Here is a 16,756-nt window from a genome sequence, read left to right as displayed (position 1 = left end):
AGGGAGAGGAGATATTTAATCCTTCCAGAATCCCTTCACCCGTTCTTCCGGGTATTTTGTCACCTCATAGGTTTGGGTGGGGGGCAGGCAGGTTTTGTAGTTTTCCTGGAGGTAGCGCGTGTCGAGGTAGACGATAACCCCTTTGTCCGTGGGGGAGCGGATGACCCTTCCGGCGGCCTGCACCGCTTTTCCCATGGCGGGGAAGATGTAACCATAGTGCCAACCCCGGTGGAACTTTTTTTCATAGTAGTCCACGAGCGCCCGTGTCTCCATATTCATCTCCGCGAGGGGGATTCCTACGATAACGACGCCCAATAATTCATTTCCAGGAAAATCCATTCCTTCGGCTAAACTTCCATTGGCACACGCGAGGAGCACCCCGCCAAACCCATGGGCATACTGGCGGAATTTTTTCACCAATTCATTCGTCTGGTGCACCTTCATGTTTTCATGCTGGAATAATAATACGCGTGGGGTATAATCGCGGAGCTTGTTTCCCATGTTCTCGAGCAGTTTGAATGATGGGAAAAATACTACTGTGTTCCCCGGGATGGCATTCACGATGCTTCCAAGGCGCGCGGCCATGTGCTCGAACGCCTCCTCGGAGCGGGCCGTGTATTTGGTGGTGCCGATGGGGGCGATCAGGGAAAGGCGATTTTCCTTGGGAAAGGGGGAGGGGTAGAATCCGGTGGCTAATCGTTGTGGTGAAATGCCCAAAAGATCCGCATACATGTCCAGTGGGTGCAGGGTGCCTGACATGAGCATGCAGGCGTGCATCTTCTCGAGCACCGGTTGGGTGAGGGGTTTGGGATCCAGGGCTTTCACCGCGAGCGACACATCAGTGCTTCCCCGCCGCTTGAGGATGCGCGCGTTTCCTTCAGATGGGGCGGCCCAGCGTTCCATGAATTCCCCCACTTGGATGAGGGCGGCGTTTTCGCGTCCCGATTTTTCCAAATAATCCGCGCCTCCCGCTTCGCATTCCAGAGAAAACATATTCAGGTCTTCCCCAGGAAAAATAGATGAAAAAAATTGGTCGTTCACTAATGCTTCAGGGGCCTCAATACCATTCCCGCGGGCCATAAGCGCGTCGTCGATGGCTTGCAGCCGGGACGCGAGATCATCCTTCCCCAGGAAGAGGGCTTCCTCCTTGGCTTTTTGCACCTGGCGCGTGGTGAGGGTGGCGGAGAGTAAATTCCTCACCCGCTCGGGAAGGTTGTGCGCTTCATCCACGATGAGGATGCAGTTGTCAGGTTTCTTCCCCAGCTTGGGGAGAACTAACTCGGCGACTCCGGGGGAGAACACATGGTAATAGTCCGCGATGATCACATCCGCGCGTTTGGCCAGGTCCATGGACATCTCATACGGGCATAATCCGCACGCGTTTCCATTCACCGAAAAGGTGGCGGCCGCTTCCTTGATAGCCATGGCCGCGTGCACCCCTTGGACTTGTTCCTGGAAGGCCTTCCGGTACAGCCCTGCTTTCTCCCGCTGTAGGGGGTTGTACCCTCGGGCATTCGCAAAGAACCCGCAACCCTCCATCTCCTTCTTTTTAGCGCAGGCCTCGTAGAACGCCCTCCCTTCTTTGTGCATCACACTCTCTTCCACACACACGTGTTTCTTTCCCACGAGGTCAATGACGCGTAAATCGAGGGAATATTTTTCCTTGATCCCCCGTAAGGCCTCCACGGCAATGGCATGCTGGGAATTTTTAGGCGTGAGGAAGAGAATGGTTTTTCGGGGGTCGCTGGTTAAGGCGACTTCCAGCGCGGCGCTAAGGCTGGCATCCGTTTTTCCCAACCCGGTTTCGGCGTGCGCCAGGAATATTTTCCTTTCTCGGAAGGCCGTGTGGGCGTCGCGGATGAGTTGTTCCTGCCCTTCGCGGGGGGTGTCAAACCGGAAAGGAAGGGTGGAGGAGAGCATGGTGGGAGGAACCACGGGAAACAGGATTATAACGCTGTTCCCACCCCATCGCCGATGAATTCGTGCGGTTTAAATAGGAGAATTCCGTGCCCTCGGGATGGTAGATGTGCGTGCCCCCCCCGATGCCGCGCCCTCGTTCGAATTGAGGGAGCCCGCATTCATCGCTTCCCGTCCTCAAGGGGTAAGGGAGGTGGCTCCCGTATCCAAGTCGGGCGATAAGAGCACTCGTCCCAATCGGGTTCCAACCGGCATACCTGGCTTTGATGAATTGATCGAAGGGGGTTTTGAGGAGCGCACCAATACGTTGCTCGCGGGGTATGCGGGTACTGGGAAAACCACTTTTTCAATGCAGTTTCTTTACAATGGCATCACTCTCTGGGATGAACCCGGGGTCTATTTGAGTTTCGCCGAGAGCAAGGAATCCATCTACCGCCATTGCAATAGTTTCGGATGGGACTTTTATGCGCTTGAAAAACAGAACATGGTGCGTCACCTCTACTACAAGGCCCACCAAGTAAACAAACTCTTGGAGGAAGGCGGGGGGACGGTACGTGATACCATCGCGGAGATTGGGGCGAAACGTCTGGTCATCGATTCCATTACCGCGTATGGGTTGTTGTTCCGGGATGATTACAAGCAGAGAGAAGCCCTGCTCCTGTTTTTCGAGATGCTCGTGAAGTGGGGGTGCACCTCCCTCATCATCGCGGAGCAGCTCACGGGAGTCGTGGATGCGCGGGCGGGGGAAATAGGTTTCCTGACGGATGGAATCGTTTCCTTCTCGTATTCTCGGAGCGAGGATGATTTAGGATCCTTCAAACGGAGGCACACGATCGAGATTTTGAAGATGCGGGGAACCGACCACTATAATGGGGTCGCGGAGATGCTTTTCACCAAGCAGGGATTGACTATCAAAGTGCCTCAATAGAGGGCGGGTTTCTTTTGAATGGGGAATGGGTAATTGAGCGCTACCCTTTTATCTCATTCCCAGTACGTGATGGGTATGCCCCCCCTCCGTATCCAAGCCTCCTCTTTGCGGCGTGCCCTGGATGAATCCCAGAGCGACATTCTATCCCTCCCCCGAGAAGGGGAATGGGAAATATCCCGTAATGGAGACCAACTCACCCTAACCTTCATCCCCCCACCCCCCGGATGGGAGATGAAGCCCATTCACCACAAGGTGTTGAAGCTCCTGCGCACGCATAAAGCCCCCGATCTCATCGAGGGGCGTTTCCAAAAATTCCTCACGGAGGAGGAGAAGGTAGCTTTTGATGAGTTGCGGCGGGAAGGGAAGATCATAACCCGCAAGTCATCTGAGAAATTTTCCAAAGCCCTGTATGCCGAACCCCGGCCAGGAGAAGAAGTGGCATCCCCTTCCATTAAGGTTCAGCCCCCTATTCCTGAGCGGGAGGCGGAGGAGTATTCCCTTCCCACCGATGGGTTTGTAGTGTTGCGTTCCGAGGGCGCGGCCAAAATGGCTTCCTATGATTTGGCATCCCGCATCAAATCAGGGGAAATCAAAGGTATTCGTTCGTTCGACGGTTTCTATTATATCATCGAGTCCTCTCTCCTGGAGAAGCATCTGAGAAACGTGATGGCCGTTATGCGGGCCAATAAAAAAATGGATTTATCCTCCCTGGCGGATGGGGTAAAGGGTCCACGTGTCTTGGTGCGGATCGCCATGGAATTCGCCAAAGAGGATGGGTTGGTCATCGAGCCAAAAAAAGATTTATATCAGTGGGTGGGTTGACATGAAGATTCTTATGCCCGTGCTATCAGTGAAGGATCATTCCCCCCATTTCGTGGATAAGGCGGTGGCGAAGGGGAGTGTGGTGTATGTGTTATTGGTTCTCGATTCCTCTTCCTCCCGCGGGGGGTTTGGATTCAAGACCAGTGACATCATGAAAGGGCGCGTGGTCGTGGATTCTATCAAAGAGCAGGTGAAAGGGAAGAAGAAGTTATGCCACGATATTCTGGAATGGGGTCCCACCATTGAAAAAATAGCTCAAATAGCAGAGATGAAGCAGGTGGGGGAAATAGTGGTGCATAACCCGGAAGGGGAATTATCCATCCATCAGCTGGTAAAAGATATGAGTCAATCCACTCGCATCCCCATCCGTATTGTTGAAGGTAAAGAAATTATTCCGACACGAAATTGACCCGATCCATCTTTTTTCTGCATTTGTTTATATTTGCCTCGAATGTTTGGAGGAACGCAGTCATCTTCTCTACGGCTATCTGTTTCAATTCCCCGGATAGCATTTTTCCACTTGCATAATCATCATGGATTTTCTTCAGCTCGTTATCGTTCTCCACCAGGTGGTGTTTCAATAATTCATAAACCATATCTTTCTCTATTTCGGCCCCCAGTTGGCGGTGTTCCAGAATGGTTTTTCTTCCACCCGTGACCGCGGAGCGGATGGCTTTTTCAGCGATGGAAGGATCTTCCGGGATGGATATGTTTCCTTTGGGGTTGGACTTGGACATCTTTATTTTTCCATCGAGAGAGGGGAGGAATTGGTGGTAGATGGAGGAGATGGGAGTAAACCTTTTTTGGGATTCTATCTTGTGCAAATAATCCCGACACAACCGGATATGGGGTTCCTGGTCAATCCCCACCGGAATAATACCGGGGAGGGGGTGGCCTTCTCTTTCCTGAGGATAAATCATGTCCCCGATCTGGGTTACGGCCGACATGATGCGTCCGGGTTCGGCGTTCCCATATACTCCTTTGAATTCATTGAGGGTGATGCGCTGCCCGGCCTCAAAGGCTAATTTAGAAACGGTTCGGTTTTCGCTCTGGAAATAAAAATGGGTTTTTTTGATGTCCAATCCCAATGCCAGGTAGGCGGGGATGTGGAATTCTAAGGCGCGTTCCCTTGCCTCGCTTATTTTTACCCCGCGGGCGGCCGCGCTCTCCAGATCCGCCACGAGGACGTAAGTTTGTCCTCCCTGTTTTTGGAAGTAGGCCACATTCTCCACCACGCTCTTGTTCCCAAAATGCAGGCGTTCCGCCGTGGGCATGATGCCCGTTAGCACATAGAAGGGTTTTTTTCCCTTGATGGCATCGGCGATGCGTTTCAGATCCCGCCCGGCGAAAACGATGCCCCGGCGCATGAGTCGGTTGGGCTGGGGGAATAGTTTGGCGTCGAATGGTTCCAAACCGAAATGCGTGGCCACCCTGGAATAATCCGCGATGAGATTATCCCCCCAGGGATCCAAGAAGGGTGTGGTCATGTCCTGCATGGGGCGGGAAGCCGATTAAAAGCCTTCCCTGAAAAAAGGTTCAACGGGAACCCGGGCGACGCCTGGGGGGTTTGGGGGGCTTAGAGGGTTTTGGGGGATTGATGCGTTCATGTTCTTTCCTCATGCGTTCAGCCATCTCGGCCCGGGCGATTTCGATTTTATGAAGTCTGACTGCCACCTCAGCTTCAGCTTTGGAAAACCCACAATGTTGGTACCATTTGATCAACAATTTCCTCGTCTCTTTTCCACCGTTTGCTTTCACAAACGCATTCCACCCTTCTTTCAACCTTTCCAAATCTGGGCGTCGGGGGGGTGGATTAGATGCCATTCTGGGGAAAGGGGGGGCGGATATAAAATCCTTTGGGATCGCGGCGGCGCGCCCTCGTTCGAGTTAAAAGGGGTCTTTGGCGGAATGATCGTATGAAAAAGCGCGCCTACAAAGCGAAGACCGATGATAACTTCCTGAATCAGGTGTCATTCATCGTGTTCGTGGTGCGGTTCAACTACAAAGTGGTGGAGGCGAAATGGCCGCAGATTGAGAAGGCATTCTTTCATTTCAATATCGATAGATTATCCAAAATGGATGAGAATGACCTCGAACCCTTCCTCCGCGCTCCCGGAATGATAAAAAACCCATGGAAGATTCATTCTGTCCTCATCAATGCCAGGAAATGCGCGGAACTGAGGGACAACCATGAAACGGTCTTGAACTGGATCGCTCACGCGAAGGAGGAAATCAAAAAATCACCCGTATTAGCTCCCGACCTGAGGGAATGCTTCCAAACCTTCCGGGGCATCGGGCCCCTCACCTCGACGTGGCTGGAATCCATCTATTCGTCCGAACAACCCTATGTGGAATACGAGCTACCGGATTGAGGCCAATGAAAGTTGGACAGCCATTGGAACTGTTTTCTTCTTTCTCGGAAATATTATTTTTGGTTTTGAAACCTAATTATTTATTTCACCGTTAGCTTATCGCGCCACCCCCATGTACCCTTGCCGGGCCAGGGTGAGGGCGTTCTGGAGGGCGGTATCGGAATCCACTTCGATCTCCACCCATCCCTCCTTGGCAGCTATGGGATTTCGAGAGGGTTCGGCCATCCCTAATTGGATTGCCCGTCCTTGATGCGTCTTAGGTAAGCGCACGCGCATCTGGATGAGGCGCATGGTGTCATGCGTCTCGGCGAATACCTTCCCATTCACATGGAAGATGTCCCCCAACCCCTTCCGTTCCTGCGTGACCCCTTTCCACCGACGTATACCCGCATGCATGGTTTCTTTCCATTTTTCCACGGACATGGGTCCTTGTTCCAACATATGCTTTTCCCCCTGTGTGCGGTCAGTGCACCATTTTTTCGAGCTTTTTGAACTGCTCCTCCGTGCCGCTGACCAAGAGTAAATCCCCCGCACTCAACGTTCCTTCCACCAGGTGGGAGCGGAGCCATTGTTTTTTCTGCTTGACCGCTACGAGGCTCACCCCGCTCAAATCCTCGATGTGCGCTTCCCCCAGCAGTTTCCCGTCCACCGTGCTTCCTTTCTTGATGGCCACCTTATACACCTGTTTGTTGGGGTGCGAAAGGGCTTTGGTGAGAATGGGATGATGTTTTCTATCCGAGGCCGTAAAGGCCGCGATGGTGCGGGCATTATTGGTAATCTGTTCCGTCGCGTGGGCCACTTCGAGGACGCCGGCCATACTTTCCACTTCCTCCGCGGGGACGCGGGAGGAAATAACCCGTTTTTCCAGTTCCACTTTCAATTCATTCATCTGGTGTTCAATGGCAATGACATCCTCCGCCAATTCCTTATCATTCAGGATGATCGCTGAAAAAGCCAGGTTGATGGCGACGGAGGAACGGTTGTACATCTCATGGATGTAATCCAGGACCGATTTGAATTCGTTCTCGACCATACGCATTAACATTCCTTTTTTTATCCTTGCAGTAATAACCCGCTTGTCCAAATAAAAAGGTAGACCCCGACCCAATCGGAAAGGGTGTTCAGGATGGGGGTTTCCACATTATCGGGGTCCCACCCATACTTGGTGGCGGCATAGGCGATGGCCAGGGCCGCGAGGCTTCCAATGAGGACGGTGAGTATTCCCGGAAGGATGACGACGAGCATGAATGCCGGCAAAGAAGGGGATCTCCATCCCACGAAAGGGGAGAGGGTGTGGAGCACCCCCACTAATACGCCGAAAAGGAGGAAGGTGGTCAGCAACCCCCCCACCCCGCTCGTGAACCAAACCCGGGTCACGCGGGAGGATTTCCATCCGCCCAATCCCAATGCAGTAGTCACATGATTGGATACATTGTCGGAGATGCTTCCGCACGCATTGATGAACGCGGGGAGGATGATGAGGAGCACCGGGAATGCCTGGAAAAGGAGGACGCTGGATTCGATAGCCTCCCCGGCCATGAGGGAGAAGAAAAGTAAGATTAACAGGACGGTGCCGCTCTGCCGCAATATGGATAGCGTCGCGTGGTTCATGCGAGAAACCCTCGGCGAATGGAATTCATCAAGCCAAGCCCCCTAAAATTTGGAGGAAGAAAATGATGAAAATGATGGTGAACAAATCCCCCAAAGCCATAATCGGAGGGATGAGGGTGTTGTCAGGATCCCACCCCCGTCGATGGGAGAGAAGCAGCAATTGGATGAGCAGCACGTGGAGGATTTCCCCCGTCACTAATCCAGTTACCACGGATATTCCCACTAATTGGAGAAGATGGGGAAAAGTGGCCTGCGGGATTAGGAGGAAGGCCCCCACCCCTGTGGCGATGCATAAGACTAATGTGAGGATGCGTCGGCTCTCGAATATGGTTTTCACATCGGGATTGGAATCAATGTTCTTCCGCCGCAAGTCAATAAGCCCCAAGTGCGTGTGGCTGGCTAATTGGGAGGCCGTCGACGCGGCGATGCTTCCCCGGATGTTGTTGAGCGCCGGCAACAAAATGAATGCTCCCAGGAAGGAGGCAATGAGGGTAATATTGGCCTGCAGCCACATCCCAGCTAAGATCTCGATGGTGGCGGCGAAAAAGAGGACGGGAAGGGTTTCCCGGACGAAAGCGGGGATAGTCGAATGGACCCGACGCATGATAAGTCAAGGTTGGGAGATGGGATGATTTAAGGGTGGCGGGCGACGAAGAGGGGGTTAAGCCGAATCGAATTGAAGTTCCGCCCCTTCCATGATGTCGTGCTTGTTTACCCCGTGCGCGGAAATTCCGACCGTCATTCCTTCCTTAGCGACCTGGCAATTGGGGTATTTGCTCTCAATCTCACTAATGGTAAAGGGGCGGCCATTGGCCATGCCAATCATATCCGTGGAGATGCAACCCGAGGTAACCTTGCCGATGATATATACCCCATCGAATCCCAAAAAGGTCGATACTTTCTGAACGTGGAGCCTGGGTTCTGCTCCCTCCTTGACCTGGATGCGGTCCTCCGGGCGGTGGATCACCCGAATGGGCGAGGCCACGCTCATTTTATTTCGGCCATCGCCGAACGTTAGGCTTACGAGACTCATGTTTCTATCACCCCATTCCGCCCTTTTCGGGCGCTCTTTTCTGGTTTCGGGCATTCATTAAGGTTCTGGTGGGCAAAACCGAACCCTCCCGTGCCCTCTGGTTTCGCTTTCTATACTTTCTCCTTTATATGCCTTACGGCCGGCTTTCTGGTTCTTGAATGAAAAAGGGTGCCTGGAATACCCTTATTTCACCAAATGGAGAGAAAAAGTAATGCTTTCACGGTTAGAAGTGAATTAATTTTTCGTCAATTGGCCCTTTACTTTTTTTGTAAATAGGTTTCAAAAAAGGGTGAAAGATATAGCCATATTACTACATAATATATATTTTTTCATCCTCACACCCCCCTCGTTCAAATACATCACCTTCCATTCCTTCGTATGCTGGGTGCGCTCCTCCGTGGAATAACCAAACCCTTTTTCAGGGCGCTCGCCCAGCCCTTCATCGTCCTACGAATTAATCCATTTTGGATTACCTGGTTAGGCATCCCTTTTGCCCTGGCTGCCGCTTGGGGTTACGCCAACCAAAACTTTTCTCTCGCCCTCATCCTCCTCATTCTTGCCACCATCTGGGATGGAATCGATGGTGCCGTGGCGCGGGCGCAGGGAAAGCAGAGTCTCTGGGGGAATTATTTCGAGACCATGGTGGATAAGCTCATTGAAATCATCCTCTTCCTTGGCTTGGCTTTTGTATATCCTATCGCGGCCATCGCCGCACTGGGTTTCGGTTTATGGAGCAGCTATGCCAAACCCCGCGTGGGATTGGTTATCGTTACGGATAATCGCGACTGGCCAGCGGTTGGTGAACATGCTGATAAATTCGTTCTGTTGTTTTTGGGTACCCTCCTCACGATTTTCTATCCGTCCTTCCAGGGAATGGATATCCTTGAAATTACTCTCTGGGTTATTGCCATCATCTCATTCATTGGCACACTCCAACGTATGACCTATGCCAAACGGCTTATCGCCTCGGCCGAAAAAGAAGGGAACGTGTTGCCTTATTTGAAATCCGGGAAGGAAAGGTAACCGATGGCCCGGATAAAACAATGTATCTTTCCCTGAAGACATGGTGCCATTTTTTTTGTTCAGACATGGCACCAATTGGTTTCATCAGGGAAAAAACCCGCCATCCTTTTGGAAGATTTAAAATCCCATTTGACCCTCCATTATTTCATGATGCCCCCCACTAATTCCCCCGATAACTTACCCCAAAAATTCCCTCCCTTGTCTGTGGATCAATTCAAGTCTACCGTGCAATTGCGCACCGCCCAAATCGTGGAAGTAGATGATATTCCGGGAAAAGATAACCTATATCAATTAACCATTCTCCTGGGAGAAGAGACGCGTACCCTGGTGGCGGGAATCAAGAAATGGTATACTAAAGATGATTTGCGGGGGAAGATAATTGCCATCGTCGCCAATCTCGAGCCCAAGAAATTGGGAGGGGTTTTGAGCCAGGGGATGCTATTGGGTGCGTTAGATGATGAGGGGCATTTTTCCCTGCTCGTGAGTGAGCGTCCGGTAAAGTCGGGAACGGAAATTAGGTGATGGGTGTTTAACGGGGATTATTTTTTCCCGTAATCAAAATGCCTATCATAAGTAGGATGATCAATGATTTCGATCACCGTGACGATAAGGATTATCACATCAGGGTCTCTCGCCGTCGAATAAAGCATTCGCCAATAGACTGGCAAAGGAATCCAGAATAAATTGGTGATGCCATAGGCATCGAGGTAGCGTTTAGGAATGCGTTTTTTGGCGATTGGCCTTCCATAATTAGGATTATTTCGGATCAATTCGAGTTTGGCTTCAAGTCCCCGAAGGATGGTTTTGGATTTTTTATCGAAGGGAGCTTTACGCACCAGAAAATCATAGGTCTCTTTTGCGGTAGGGCTCAAGATGACCTGGACCTTCATATACCCAACTCTTTTCCAGCATTTCCCTGAATCTCGGGTTGTTGTTTTCGATCCAGGCAATGCCTTTTATCCCTACGTATATTTTTCCGCTTTCCTCGAGATATTCCAGAATCACCTTAAGCGTATTATGATTAACCTGGCGAGGGAGCAACCGTTTCAAATCGGCTAATTTGATGACACTGGTGGGGGCTTGGCGGATCGTCTCTTCCACCATGCGGATGGTGTCCAGCGTAGGGGAAGGAGTATACTGATTTTGGGAGGTAGTTTGCATAGGATTCTCTCATCAGGAAATGATATGAATTCGTATCTAATAGGTATGAAATAGTATATAATGGGGCCGGTTTCGATCGGCGTCCTTTGAATATATGAAGCATTCGCAATACCGCTTTTACCCGAACACTCCTGATCAATGATGGGATCATGGTTAGCTCCACTCAGGTAATTGCAACAGAACCCCGTCACCAATGCGCACTTACCCTATTTCTCTTTATTCCATAATGAAAGGATCCCCGCACTTACCAGATACCAAAAAACGGCATTCAAAATGATACCACTAAAATTGTAAACGGGTTGTCCGCAGGTGGGATCGAATTCAATCGGTCCACAAAAACCATTCGCGGCAGAGACAGTGAATGGAAACCCGAATGTTGTAGCATCGAACATGACGTTGATCTCCCCCCACAGGAGGGAAAAAACGAAAAACAATACAATCGCTAAAATTACCTTCAAAAAAGTGGGGCGGACAAAATCCCATACCTTCATCCCGACGGGAACCAATAATAGAATATATATCTTTTGTTTTTCCTTACCCAAGGACCCCGATCAAATACGGAATAACCGCGAACGTGGCGAGCATGCTGCCGATGTTGGTGAGGACGGTGATTAGCAGGATTTTGGTTACCCGGTTCTTCTGGAAATCCCCGATCGAGTTGAGGGTATTCAGTTGGGTGAAGTCCTTTACGGTGGGACTGTGGCGTTTGGTCTCCAGGGCGGCGGCAATCCAGCCCGCGGCGATTAAGGGATGCAGGGCCGCCAACCACGCGGTGGCCACTACTCCCAAAACGGTTTGCCAGTGCCCCCCGGCGATGAGCGCCCCTAATCCAGCTAATATTCCATGGCCGATGACCCAGAAGGCGATGAATTGGAAGGATGATGTGAATCCTTCCTGAAGGAGGAGATACATGAGGATGCCCAAAAAAAGGATAGGGATGCCCCACGTGAGTAATAGGTTGGGCCGGTCCTCGGGAACCCGGTTCAACTCCTCAATGGGAATGGGCCATTCTTTCTTCTCTTGATGCGCCCGAAGGTGGAGGAGTATTCCTTCCACGTGTCCGGCCCCTACAATTCCAACGATTTTCTTTCCGGGAGCATGGATGAGGGCATGGGCGATATGCATATCCCTTTCGTCCACGAGCGTGCGTTTCAGTTTGGGATATTCCTTACTCAATTGGTGCATGAGTTTGTTCAGCAGATCATCCTCTTTCAGTTCCTCAATCTTCTGGGCATCCAATCCTTCCCCGCCCATGAACAACCCCATGGCCAGACTGCCGCCCAGTTTCATCTTTTCCCAGAGGGACAATACTTTGAGGGCGCGTTTCATGGTGATCTGCACGCTTCTATCCATGAGCAAAATGGGAATTTTCTTCTCTTGCGCAATCCGCACCGCCACGAGCATCTCTTCCCCGGGCTTCACCCCCACCTGTTCCCCTAATTGTTTCTGGAGGTTGGCGAGGAACAAATTGAGAAGTACTAACCCGGATTCCCCCCGTTGCACCAGGTGAAGAATATTGGTATTCTCCCATTTCTGTCCGGAAACCAATTGGCGCAACCGGAGATCATCCAATTCCACCCCCACGACATCCGGAGTTTCATCCAGGATGAGCTGCTGCACCTGGTCCACGCTCGCCCGGGAGATGTGCGCCGTCCCCAAGAGGATGATGTCTTTTTCGCCTATGCGAAGGTAGTGAGGGGGCATCCGGGAATCGTGTCCAAACGCCATTAAAAACCCCTAATGGGGCAATGGGTGCATGGAACCCCTTCCTCCCAGCCCCGAAAACAAATCCCTATCCCCCCTTCTCCGCGAAGTTCTTGTCTGTCCCAAGGATCATTCCAAATTGGATTACGATGAAACCAAGCACACCCTCACGTGCCAAACCTGCGCCACCGTATACCCTATCCATAATGGGATTCCTAACATGCTCGTGGATTCTTGATCCTTTTCCACCCATCCGAAAGCTTATTATAGGTCTACCTGGTGAAGGAACCAGGTGATGGTGCATGGCGGATAAAGGGCCTGATAAAATGTTCAGTGAAGAGTGGTTTTCTGGTACATTAGAGGGGAGAAAATTAAAATTGGCTTTGAAACTTACAACAGGTTTAAGGATTCTGATTTTTGATGCGTATAAGATTGTCGATAAATATACAGTGGATAGAAAAGTTCCTACTATTAGAGAAATAGAAATGAATTTAACGTCCCGAGATTTAGCGATTTTACGAAGAAAGAGAGTTATAAGCGACTCAAGACTCATGCGTTATTATTCCATTAATAGAAAGCCACCCAAGCCCTCCCAAGGTCGCAAGCCCCTTCAGGGTCCTAAGCCCCATCAGGGTCCCGGTTCCCGTAAGAGACCAGGACGTTGATTTTTTTCAGTGTTAGATAGGAATTTTATTATGGAAATGAAACCAAAATAGAATAATAAATTTTCAAAATAGGTGGGAGGCTCGCGGAAAAAATAGGGCCAATTGGCTCAAATATCCCCCAGCATCCCGAATTCGTACACGTGGTCTTCCACCAGCCACGCACGGAAGTGGTCCAATCGCTGTTGTAGGAAGGGGGATAGGGCGCCTTCTCGGGGGTCGCTCCCCATGTGGGCGAAGTTGAATCCCGGGAGGACGATCAACTGTTTCCCTTCCCAGGTTCCGGAGAGAAAGCATTTGTATTTTTGCCGGGTGGCCCCATCCTGCAATTGGATGGCAGGGTGATCATGTCCGATGATGATGGTTTGGGCTTTCTGAAAGGCCGCTTCTTTAGGGATTTCGTGGCCGTGGCACACATAAGCGTTGGCATGCGGGAGAAACAATCCTTCTTTCAGGATGTGGAGCTTGGCAAATCGGGCAATAGGGTCAAGGGCGATGTCATGGTTGCCCTTGATAAGAGTTATTTTTCCCGCGTGGGGGGAAATGGTTTCAAGTAGGTCGATGACTTCCCGCCACTCCTGGTTGGATGCCTTTCCGAATCCGTGCTTGATGTCCCCATTCAGGATGATTCTGGAGAAGTTTTCCTTCTTCTCGAATATGCCCAACAAGTGCTGTTTCACTTCCTTGTAATTGAAGCGGGGGATGAATATTCCTTGTTGGTTGTATTGTTCTTCGAGACCTAATTGTAAATCCGAAATGATTAGGCAATCCTCGGAAGGAATATACAACCCTAAATCTAAAGCATGGAATCCGGGAATGATCTCCACGGGGAGGAAATGCTTTTTCTCAGGCAGTTTGGGCGACATGAGCCAATACCTTCTCGTGCATGCGCTTGATAAAGCTGAGCCGGTCCTCCATCTTGACGATGTCATAGTGTCCTTGGGCCACCAGGTTGAAGGCGAATGGGGAGAAAGTAGGAAGATGAACAATCTGGACCTTGATCATGTGTTGTTCGATGTCCTGCAACACCTTTTGGGCGTGATGGACATCCATAAGATCCTCAAGGACTTCCCGCCGGGCCTCTTGGAGAATGGGGAAGTTCTCGTCCATGCGCTGGATGGCGGATAGCAATAGGCGGGAGCTCATCTGTTGCCTTCCAACGGATTTGGTTCGCCCCATATAAGTACGCAGTATCATGAAGGCGCGTGTCGCGCAATGGCGGAATCGTCGCCGCAATACTTCGGAGTTGCGCAGGGCCACGTGCATGATCTTTTCCAATTCCCATGAATGGACGACATCAATGAGCTTCTCCACGCTCGCCCGCCCGTTGTGGCGTAACACAAACCCATTATCTCCCAATAAAATATCCACATCCTGGTGGATCAGCTTTCCAAGCGCATACGCATAGCTTCGGGATAGGGCATCGTTCACGCGGCGGCCGTAGAGAGTATGGAATACGAGGTTGGTCATCCCTTCTTCCTTCACTTGTTCCACCACTATTTTTCCCGAGTGAGGAATGTGGGAGAATCGGTACTGCTCGCGCATGTATTCATAAATGGCGGCCGCCGCATTCTTATCCACGTACAAATACGAATCGATGAATGCCATTACCTCTTTTTTTGACCGCTTGGCGGCCAGTTTCTCTTCCATGAGCCGGCGGAAGGCCTGGATGTCGGTGGCCAAATCATAGGAGAGGGGAAGCATCTCGGATATCCATGCGGGGACGGTGGGGAGCTTTCCAATGGCCCCCTTGGCTTGAACAGTCATTCCTCGAGCGAATTGGAACTCGAACGTATTTCCCCCCAATACAAATCGATCTCCCTTTTGCAAGCGTTCCAGAAAGGCCTCGTCGAATGTCCCAATACGGGTTTCGCCTACCTTCACGGTTATCTTGGCTTCATCCGGAATCGTCCCCACATTCGTCATATAGAGAATACGGGCCATCTTTCCCCGCTTGCCCATCAATCCTGTTTTCTCGTCCATCCAAATCTTGGCGTAGACATGCCGCACCTCTAACCCCGCATACACCCCGGAGAGGTAGTCCAGGATGCTCTGGAATTCCGTCCGGGAAAGATTAGTATAGGGGTAGGCCCGTCGCACCTCCTCATACACTTCATCGATGCCCCGGGGTTCATTGACAACTAATCCAATAAGGTGTTGCGCCAAAACATCCAATGGGCGTTGGGGGATGTGGATTCGGTCAATCTTTTTCTCGAGGGCGTTCTTGAGGAGCACCCCGCATTCCACCAAATCATCCCTATCCAACACCACAATGCGTCCCTTCACTTGGTCGTGGAGCTTGTGTCCGGCGCGTCCAATGCGTTGTAAGGCACGCGCCACCCCTTTGGGGCTGCCCAGGAGGATGACTAAATCAATATATCCGATGTCGATTCCCAATTCAAGGGAAGTGGAGCTCACGCACACCTTCAATTCCCCTTTTTTCAGTCGGTCTTCCACCTGCAATCGGTGTTCGCGTGATAATGACGAATGGTGCGCCCCGATCAACCCTTCGTATTTGTGGGGGAAGCGGTCCTTGAGATGGTGCACGACCCTTTCCGTGGCCGCGCGGGTGTTGGTGAAGATAAGGGTGGTGCGATGCGCCGAGATGAGATCATCCAGGGTTTTGTAAACGGCCGCATCCATTTTTTTCTGGGAAGTGTTGATCAGGTCAGGCAATGGGGATAGGACTTTCATGTCCATCTTTTTGAAGTGCGCAATATCAACCACTTTGCAATCCCGGGGGGTGCCGGCGTGCCAATTCCCCACAAGGAATTGGGCCATCTCATCGATGGGCGCCACCGTGGCCGATAACCCCACTCGCGTCACGGAGGGGGAGAACCGTTGCAATATCTCAAGGTTGAGGGCCAATTGAGTCCCTCTTTTTCCGGAGGCCAGGGCATGAATCTCATCCACAATAATCCATTGGGTGGAGGTGAAGGATTGGGAGAATTTGGGGGCCACGAGCATGATGGCCAGGCTTTCGGGAGTTGTTATGAGGATATGGGGGGGCTTCCGGAGCATCTTGCTGCGCTCGCTGGCCGGCGTATCCCCTGTGCGTACCCCCACCCGGATGTCGTATGTTTTTCCCATTTTTTGGGCGGCTTTCTGGAGTTCTTCGAGGGGTTGATTCAGGTTTTTTTCGATGTCATTGGAAAGCGCTCGGAGGGGGGAGACATAGACGCAGTATACTTTGTCCTCCAGGTTTCCCGCATCCGCGTACTGCATGAGTTCGCTCAGCACCGCGGCGAATGCTGAAAGGGTTTTTCCGGTTCCGGTGGGGGCCGAGACGAGAATGTTTTGGCGCTGGTGGATATTCACGATGGCATACAATTGGGGCTCGGTGAATCCCTTGAAGTGGTGACGGAAATATCCCCCCAATAGGGGATGGAGCGAGGCATAGACCTCCTTCTCGGACGCTTTTTGGGTGAGGGTGGTGATCATGCGATGGAATAAAGGGGGAAAGGATGGATGATATAGAAATGGCGTGGATAGGGTTAAAATGCCGGTGGCGGGGCGGCGCCGC

At 51.4% G+C, this 16,756-nt stretch carries 21 protein-coding genes; 8 read left to right on the top strand and 13 right to left on the bottom strand.

Annotated elements, in window-relative coordinates:
• Positions 1-15: 15 nt before the first annotated feature.
• Positions 16-1,935, bottom strand: a complete 1,920-nt coding sequence (locus Q8P05_01545; GenBank protein ID MDP2666168.1) for an ATP-dependent DNA helicase — start codon at positions 1,933-1,935, stop codon at positions 16-18.
• Between the two features lie 82 nt (positions 1,936-2,017).
• Between Q8P05_01545 and Q8P05_01540 the strand changes: the two genes are divergently transcribed.
• The 3 genes from Q8P05_01540 to Q8P05_01530 all read left to right on the top strand — a co-directional run bounded on the left by Q8P05_01540 (position 2,018) and on the right by Q8P05_01530 (position 4,076).
• Positions 2,018-2,845 carry an ATPase domain-containing protein gene (locus tag Q8P05_01540; GenBank protein ID MDP2666167.1) on the top strand — a complete coding sequence of 276 codons (828 nt, stop codon included), beginning with the start codon at positions 2,018-2,020 and terminating at the stop codon, positions 2,843-2,845.
• A 75-nt stretch (positions 2,846-2,920) separates the two neighbouring features.
• A complete protein-coding gene (locus Q8P05_01535) occupies positions 2,921-3,667 on the top strand; it encodes a hypothetical protein (protein MDP2666166.1) in 747 nt (248 codons plus the stop codon).
• A 1-nt stretch (position 3,668) separates the two neighbouring features.
• Entirely contained in the window at positions 3,669-4,076 is a 408-nt protein-coding gene (locus tag Q8P05_01530; GenBank protein ID MDP2666165.1) for a hypothetical protein, read from the top strand.
• On the opposite strand, the gene trpS is transcribed toward Q8P05_01530, so the two are convergent.
• Positions 4,057-5,154: a tryptophan--tRNA ligase gene (gene trpS, locus Q8P05_01525; protein ID MDP2666164.1), complete on the bottom strand. Its 1,098-nt coding sequence runs from the start codon at positions 5,152-5,154 to the stop codon at positions 4,057-4,059. The genes Q8P05_01530 and trpS overlap by 20 nt on opposite strands.
• A gap of 49 nt (positions 5,155-5,203) precedes the next feature.
• Positions 5,204-5,491, bottom strand: a complete 288-nt coding sequence (locus Q8P05_01520) for a hypothetical protein (GenBank protein ID MDP2666163.1) — start codon at positions 5,489-5,491, stop codon at positions 5,204-5,206.
• Between the two features lie 92 nt (positions 5,492-5,583).
• Between Q8P05_01520 and Q8P05_01515 the strand changes: the two genes are divergently transcribed.
• Positions 5,584-6,039, top strand: a complete 456-nt coding sequence (locus Q8P05_01515; protein MDP2666162.1) for a DNA-3-methyladenine glycosylase I — start codon at positions 5,584-5,586, stop codon at positions 6,037-6,039.
• 96 nt (positions 6,040-6,135) lie between these two features.
• Here the strand turns inward: Q8P05_01515 and Q8P05_01510 are convergent, their stop codons facing one another.
• The 5 genes from Q8P05_01510 to Q8P05_01490 are packed head-to-tail and all read right to left on the bottom strand — an operon-like array spanning position 6,136 to position 8,683.
• Entirely contained in the window at positions 6,136-6,480 is a 345-nt protein-coding gene (locus Q8P05_01510) for a DUF5519 family protein (protein ID MDP2666161.1), read from the bottom strand.
• Positions 6,481-6,502: 22 nt separating this feature from the next.
• Entirely contained in the window at positions 6,503-7,078 is a 576-nt protein-coding gene (locus tag Q8P05_01505; GenBank protein MDP2666160.1) for a TrkA C-terminal domain-containing protein, read from the bottom strand.
• A 14-nt stretch (positions 7,079-7,092) separates the two neighbouring features.
• A complete protein-coding gene (locus tag Q8P05_01500; GenBank protein ID MDP2666159.1) occupies positions 7,093-7,650 on the bottom strand; it encodes a magnesium transporter in 558 nt (185 codons plus the stop codon).
• Between the two features lie 28 nt (positions 7,651-7,678).
• Positions 7,679-8,254 carry a magnesium transporter gene (locus Q8P05_01495; protein MDP2666158.1) on the bottom strand — a complete coding sequence of 192 codons (576 nt, stop codon included), beginning with the start codon at positions 8,252-8,254 and terminating at the stop codon, positions 7,679-7,681.
• 57 nt (positions 8,255-8,311) lie between these two features.
• Positions 8,312-8,683 carry a hypothetical protein gene (locus tag Q8P05_01490; protein MDP2666157.1) on the bottom strand — a complete coding sequence of 124 codons (372 nt, stop codon included), beginning with the start codon at positions 8,681-8,683 and terminating at the stop codon, positions 8,312-8,314.
• 378 nt (positions 8,684-9,061) lie between these two features.
• Here Q8P05_01490 and Q8P05_01485 point away from each other — a divergent pair, with 378 nt between their 5' ends.
• Together Q8P05_01485 and Q8P05_01480 are read left to right on the top strand one after the other, a co-directional pair.
• The gene (locus Q8P05_01485) at positions 9,062-9,706 is read left to right on the top strand and encodes a CDP-alcohol phosphatidyltransferase family protein (GenBank protein MDP2666156.1); all 645 of its coding nucleotides are present in this window, start codon (positions 9,062-9,064) and stop codon (positions 9,704-9,706) included.
• Between the two features lie 147 nt (positions 9,707-9,853).
• Positions 9,854-10,228, top strand: coding sequence for a hypothetical protein (locus Q8P05_01480; GenBank protein ID MDP2666155.1), 375 nt, complete (start codon positions 9,854-9,856; stop codon positions 10,226-10,228).
• Positions 10,229-10,245: 17 nt separating this feature from the next.
• Here Q8P05_01480 and Q8P05_01475 read toward each other — a convergent pair whose 3' ends face one another.
• The 3 genes from Q8P05_01475 to Q8P05_01465 all read right to left on the bottom strand — a co-directional run bounded on the left by Q8P05_01475 (position 10,246) and on the right by Q8P05_01465 (position 12,571).
• Positions 10,246-10,542 carry a hypothetical protein gene (locus Q8P05_01475; GenBank protein ID MDP2666154.1) on the bottom strand — a complete coding sequence of 99 codons (297 nt, stop codon included), beginning with the start codon at positions 10,540-10,542 and terminating at the stop codon, positions 10,246-10,248.
• Positions 10,543-10,549: 7 nt separating this feature from the next.
• The gene (locus tag Q8P05_01470; protein ID MDP2666153.1) at positions 10,550-10,867 is read right to left on the bottom strand and encodes a hypothetical protein; all 318 of its coding nucleotides are present in this window, start codon (positions 10,865-10,867) and stop codon (positions 10,550-10,552) included.
• A 534-nt stretch (positions 10,868-11,401) separates the two neighbouring features.
• Positions 11,402-12,571 carry a TraB/GumN family protein gene (locus Q8P05_01465; GenBank protein MDP2666152.1) on the bottom strand — a complete coding sequence of 390 codons (1,170 nt, stop codon included), beginning with the start codon at positions 12,569-12,571 and terminating at the stop codon, positions 11,402-11,404.
• A gap of 52 nt (positions 12,572-12,623) precedes the next feature.
• On the opposite strand from Q8P05_01465, the gene Q8P05_01460 reads away from it, so the two are divergent.
• Together Q8P05_01460 and Q8P05_01455 are read left to right on the top strand one after the other, a co-directional pair.
• Positions 12,624-12,809, top strand: coding sequence for a Trm112 family protein (locus Q8P05_01460; protein ID MDP2666151.1), 186 nt, complete (start codon positions 12,624-12,626; stop codon positions 12,807-12,809).
• Between the two features lie 64 nt (positions 12,810-12,873).
• Positions 12,874-13,236, top strand: coding sequence for a hypothetical protein (locus Q8P05_01455; GenBank protein ID MDP2666150.1), 363 nt, complete (start codon positions 12,874-12,876; stop codon positions 13,234-13,236).
• A gap of 107 nt (positions 13,237-13,343) precedes the next feature.
• Here the strand turns inward: Q8P05_01455 and Q8P05_01450 are convergent, their stop codons facing one another.
• Entirely contained in the window at positions 13,344-14,099 is a 756-nt protein-coding gene (locus Q8P05_01450) for a metallophosphoesterase (protein ID MDP2666149.1), read from the bottom strand.
• Positions 14,080-16,674 carry an ATP-dependent helicase gene (locus tag Q8P05_01445; GenBank protein ID MDP2666148.1) on the bottom strand — a complete coding sequence of 865 codons (2,595 nt, stop codon included), beginning with the start codon at positions 16,672-16,674 and terminating at the stop codon, positions 14,080-14,082. Before Q8P05_01445 ends, Q8P05_01450 begins: the two co-directional genes overlap by 20 nt.
• Between the last annotated feature and the right edge of the window lie 82 nt (positions 16,675-16,756).

It is taken from the genome of Candidatus Diapherotrites archaeon, from assembly GCA_030688545.1.
GTDB lineage: Archaea > Iainarchaeota > Iainarchaeia > Iainarchaeales > VGJJ01 > VGJJ01.
This window is presented reverse-complemented; position numbering and strand designations above follow the sequence as displayed.

What these genes read in the sequence shown, in the direction of transcription:
- Q8P05_01540 (MDP2666167.1), top strand. Translation starts at nt 2,018, where the DNA reads ATGGTAGATGTGCGTGCCCCCCCCGATGCCGCGCCCTCGTTCGAATTG.
- Q8P05_01535 (MDP2666166.1), top strand. Translation starts at nt 2,921, where the DNA reads ATGCCCCCCCTCCGTATCCAAGCCTCCTCTTTGCGGCGTGCCCTGGAT.
- Q8P05_01530 (MDP2666165.1), top strand. Translation starts at nt 3,669, where the DNA reads ATGAAGATTCTTATGCCCGTGCTATCAGTGAAGGATCATTCCCCCCAT.
- trpS (MDP2666164.1), bottom strand. Translation starts at nt 5,154, where the DNA reads ATGACCACACCCTTCTTGGATCCCTGGGGGGATAATCTCATCGCGGAT.
- Q8P05_01520 (MDP2666163.1), bottom strand. Translation starts at nt 5,491, where the DNA reads ATGGCATCTAATCCACCCCCCCGACGCCCAGATTTGGAAAGGTTGAAA.
- Q8P05_01515 (MDP2666162.1), top strand. Translation starts at nt 5,584, where the DNA reads ATGAAAAAGCGCGCCTACAAAGCGAAGACCGATGATAACTTCCTGAAT.
- Q8P05_01510 (MDP2666161.1), bottom strand. Translation starts at nt 6,480, where the DNA reads ATGTTGGAACAAGGACCCATGTCCGTGGAAAAATGGAAAGAAACCATG.
- Q8P05_01505 (MDP2666160.1), bottom strand. Translation starts at nt 7,078, where the DNA reads ATGCGTATGGTCGAGAACGAATTCAAATCGGTCCTGGATTACATCCAT.
- Q8P05_01500 (MDP2666159.1), bottom strand. Translation starts at nt 7,650, where the DNA reads ATGAACCACGCGACGCTATCCATATTGCGGCAGAGCGGCACCGTCCTG.
- Q8P05_01495 (MDP2666158.1), bottom strand. Translation starts at nt 8,254, where the DNA reads ATGCGTCGGGTCCATTCGACTATCCCCGCTTTCGTCCGGGAAACCCTT.
- Q8P05_01490 (MDP2666157.1), bottom strand. Translation starts at nt 8,683, where the DNA reads ATGAGTCTCGTAAGCCTAACGTTCGGCGATGGCCGAAATAAAATGAGC.
- Q8P05_01485 (MDP2666156.1), top strand. Translation starts at nt 9,062, where the DNA reads ATGCTGGGTGCGCTCCTCCGTGGAATAACCAAACCCTTTTTCAGGGCG.
- Q8P05_01480 (MDP2666155.1), top strand. Translation starts at nt 9,854, where the DNA reads ATGATGCCCCCCACTAATTCCCCCGATAACTTACCCCAAAAATTCCCT.
- Q8P05_01470 (MDP2666153.1), bottom strand. Translation starts at nt 10,867, where the DNA reads ATGCAAACTACCTCCCAAAATCAGTATACTCCTTCCCCTACGCTGGAC.
- Q8P05_01465 (MDP2666152.1), bottom strand. Translation starts at nt 12,571, where the DNA reads ATGCCCCCTCACTACCTTCGCATAGGCGAAAAAGACATCATCCTCTTG.
- Q8P05_01460 (MDP2666151.1), top strand. Translation starts at nt 12,624, where the DNA reads ATGGAACCCCTTCCTCCCAGCCCCGAAAACAAATCCCTATCCCCCCTT.
- Q8P05_01455 (MDP2666150.1), top strand. Translation starts at nt 12,874, where the DNA reads ATGGCGGATAAAGGGCCTGATAAAATGTTCAGTGAAGAGTGGTTTTCT.
- Q8P05_01450 (MDP2666149.1), bottom strand. Translation starts at nt 14,099, where the DNA reads ATGTCGCCCAAACTGCCTGAGAAAAAGCATTTCCTCCCCGTGGAGATC.
- Q8P05_01445 (MDP2666148.1), bottom strand. Translation starts at nt 16,674, where the DNA reads ATGATCACCACCCTCACCCAAAAAGCGTCCGAGAAGGAGGTCTATGCC.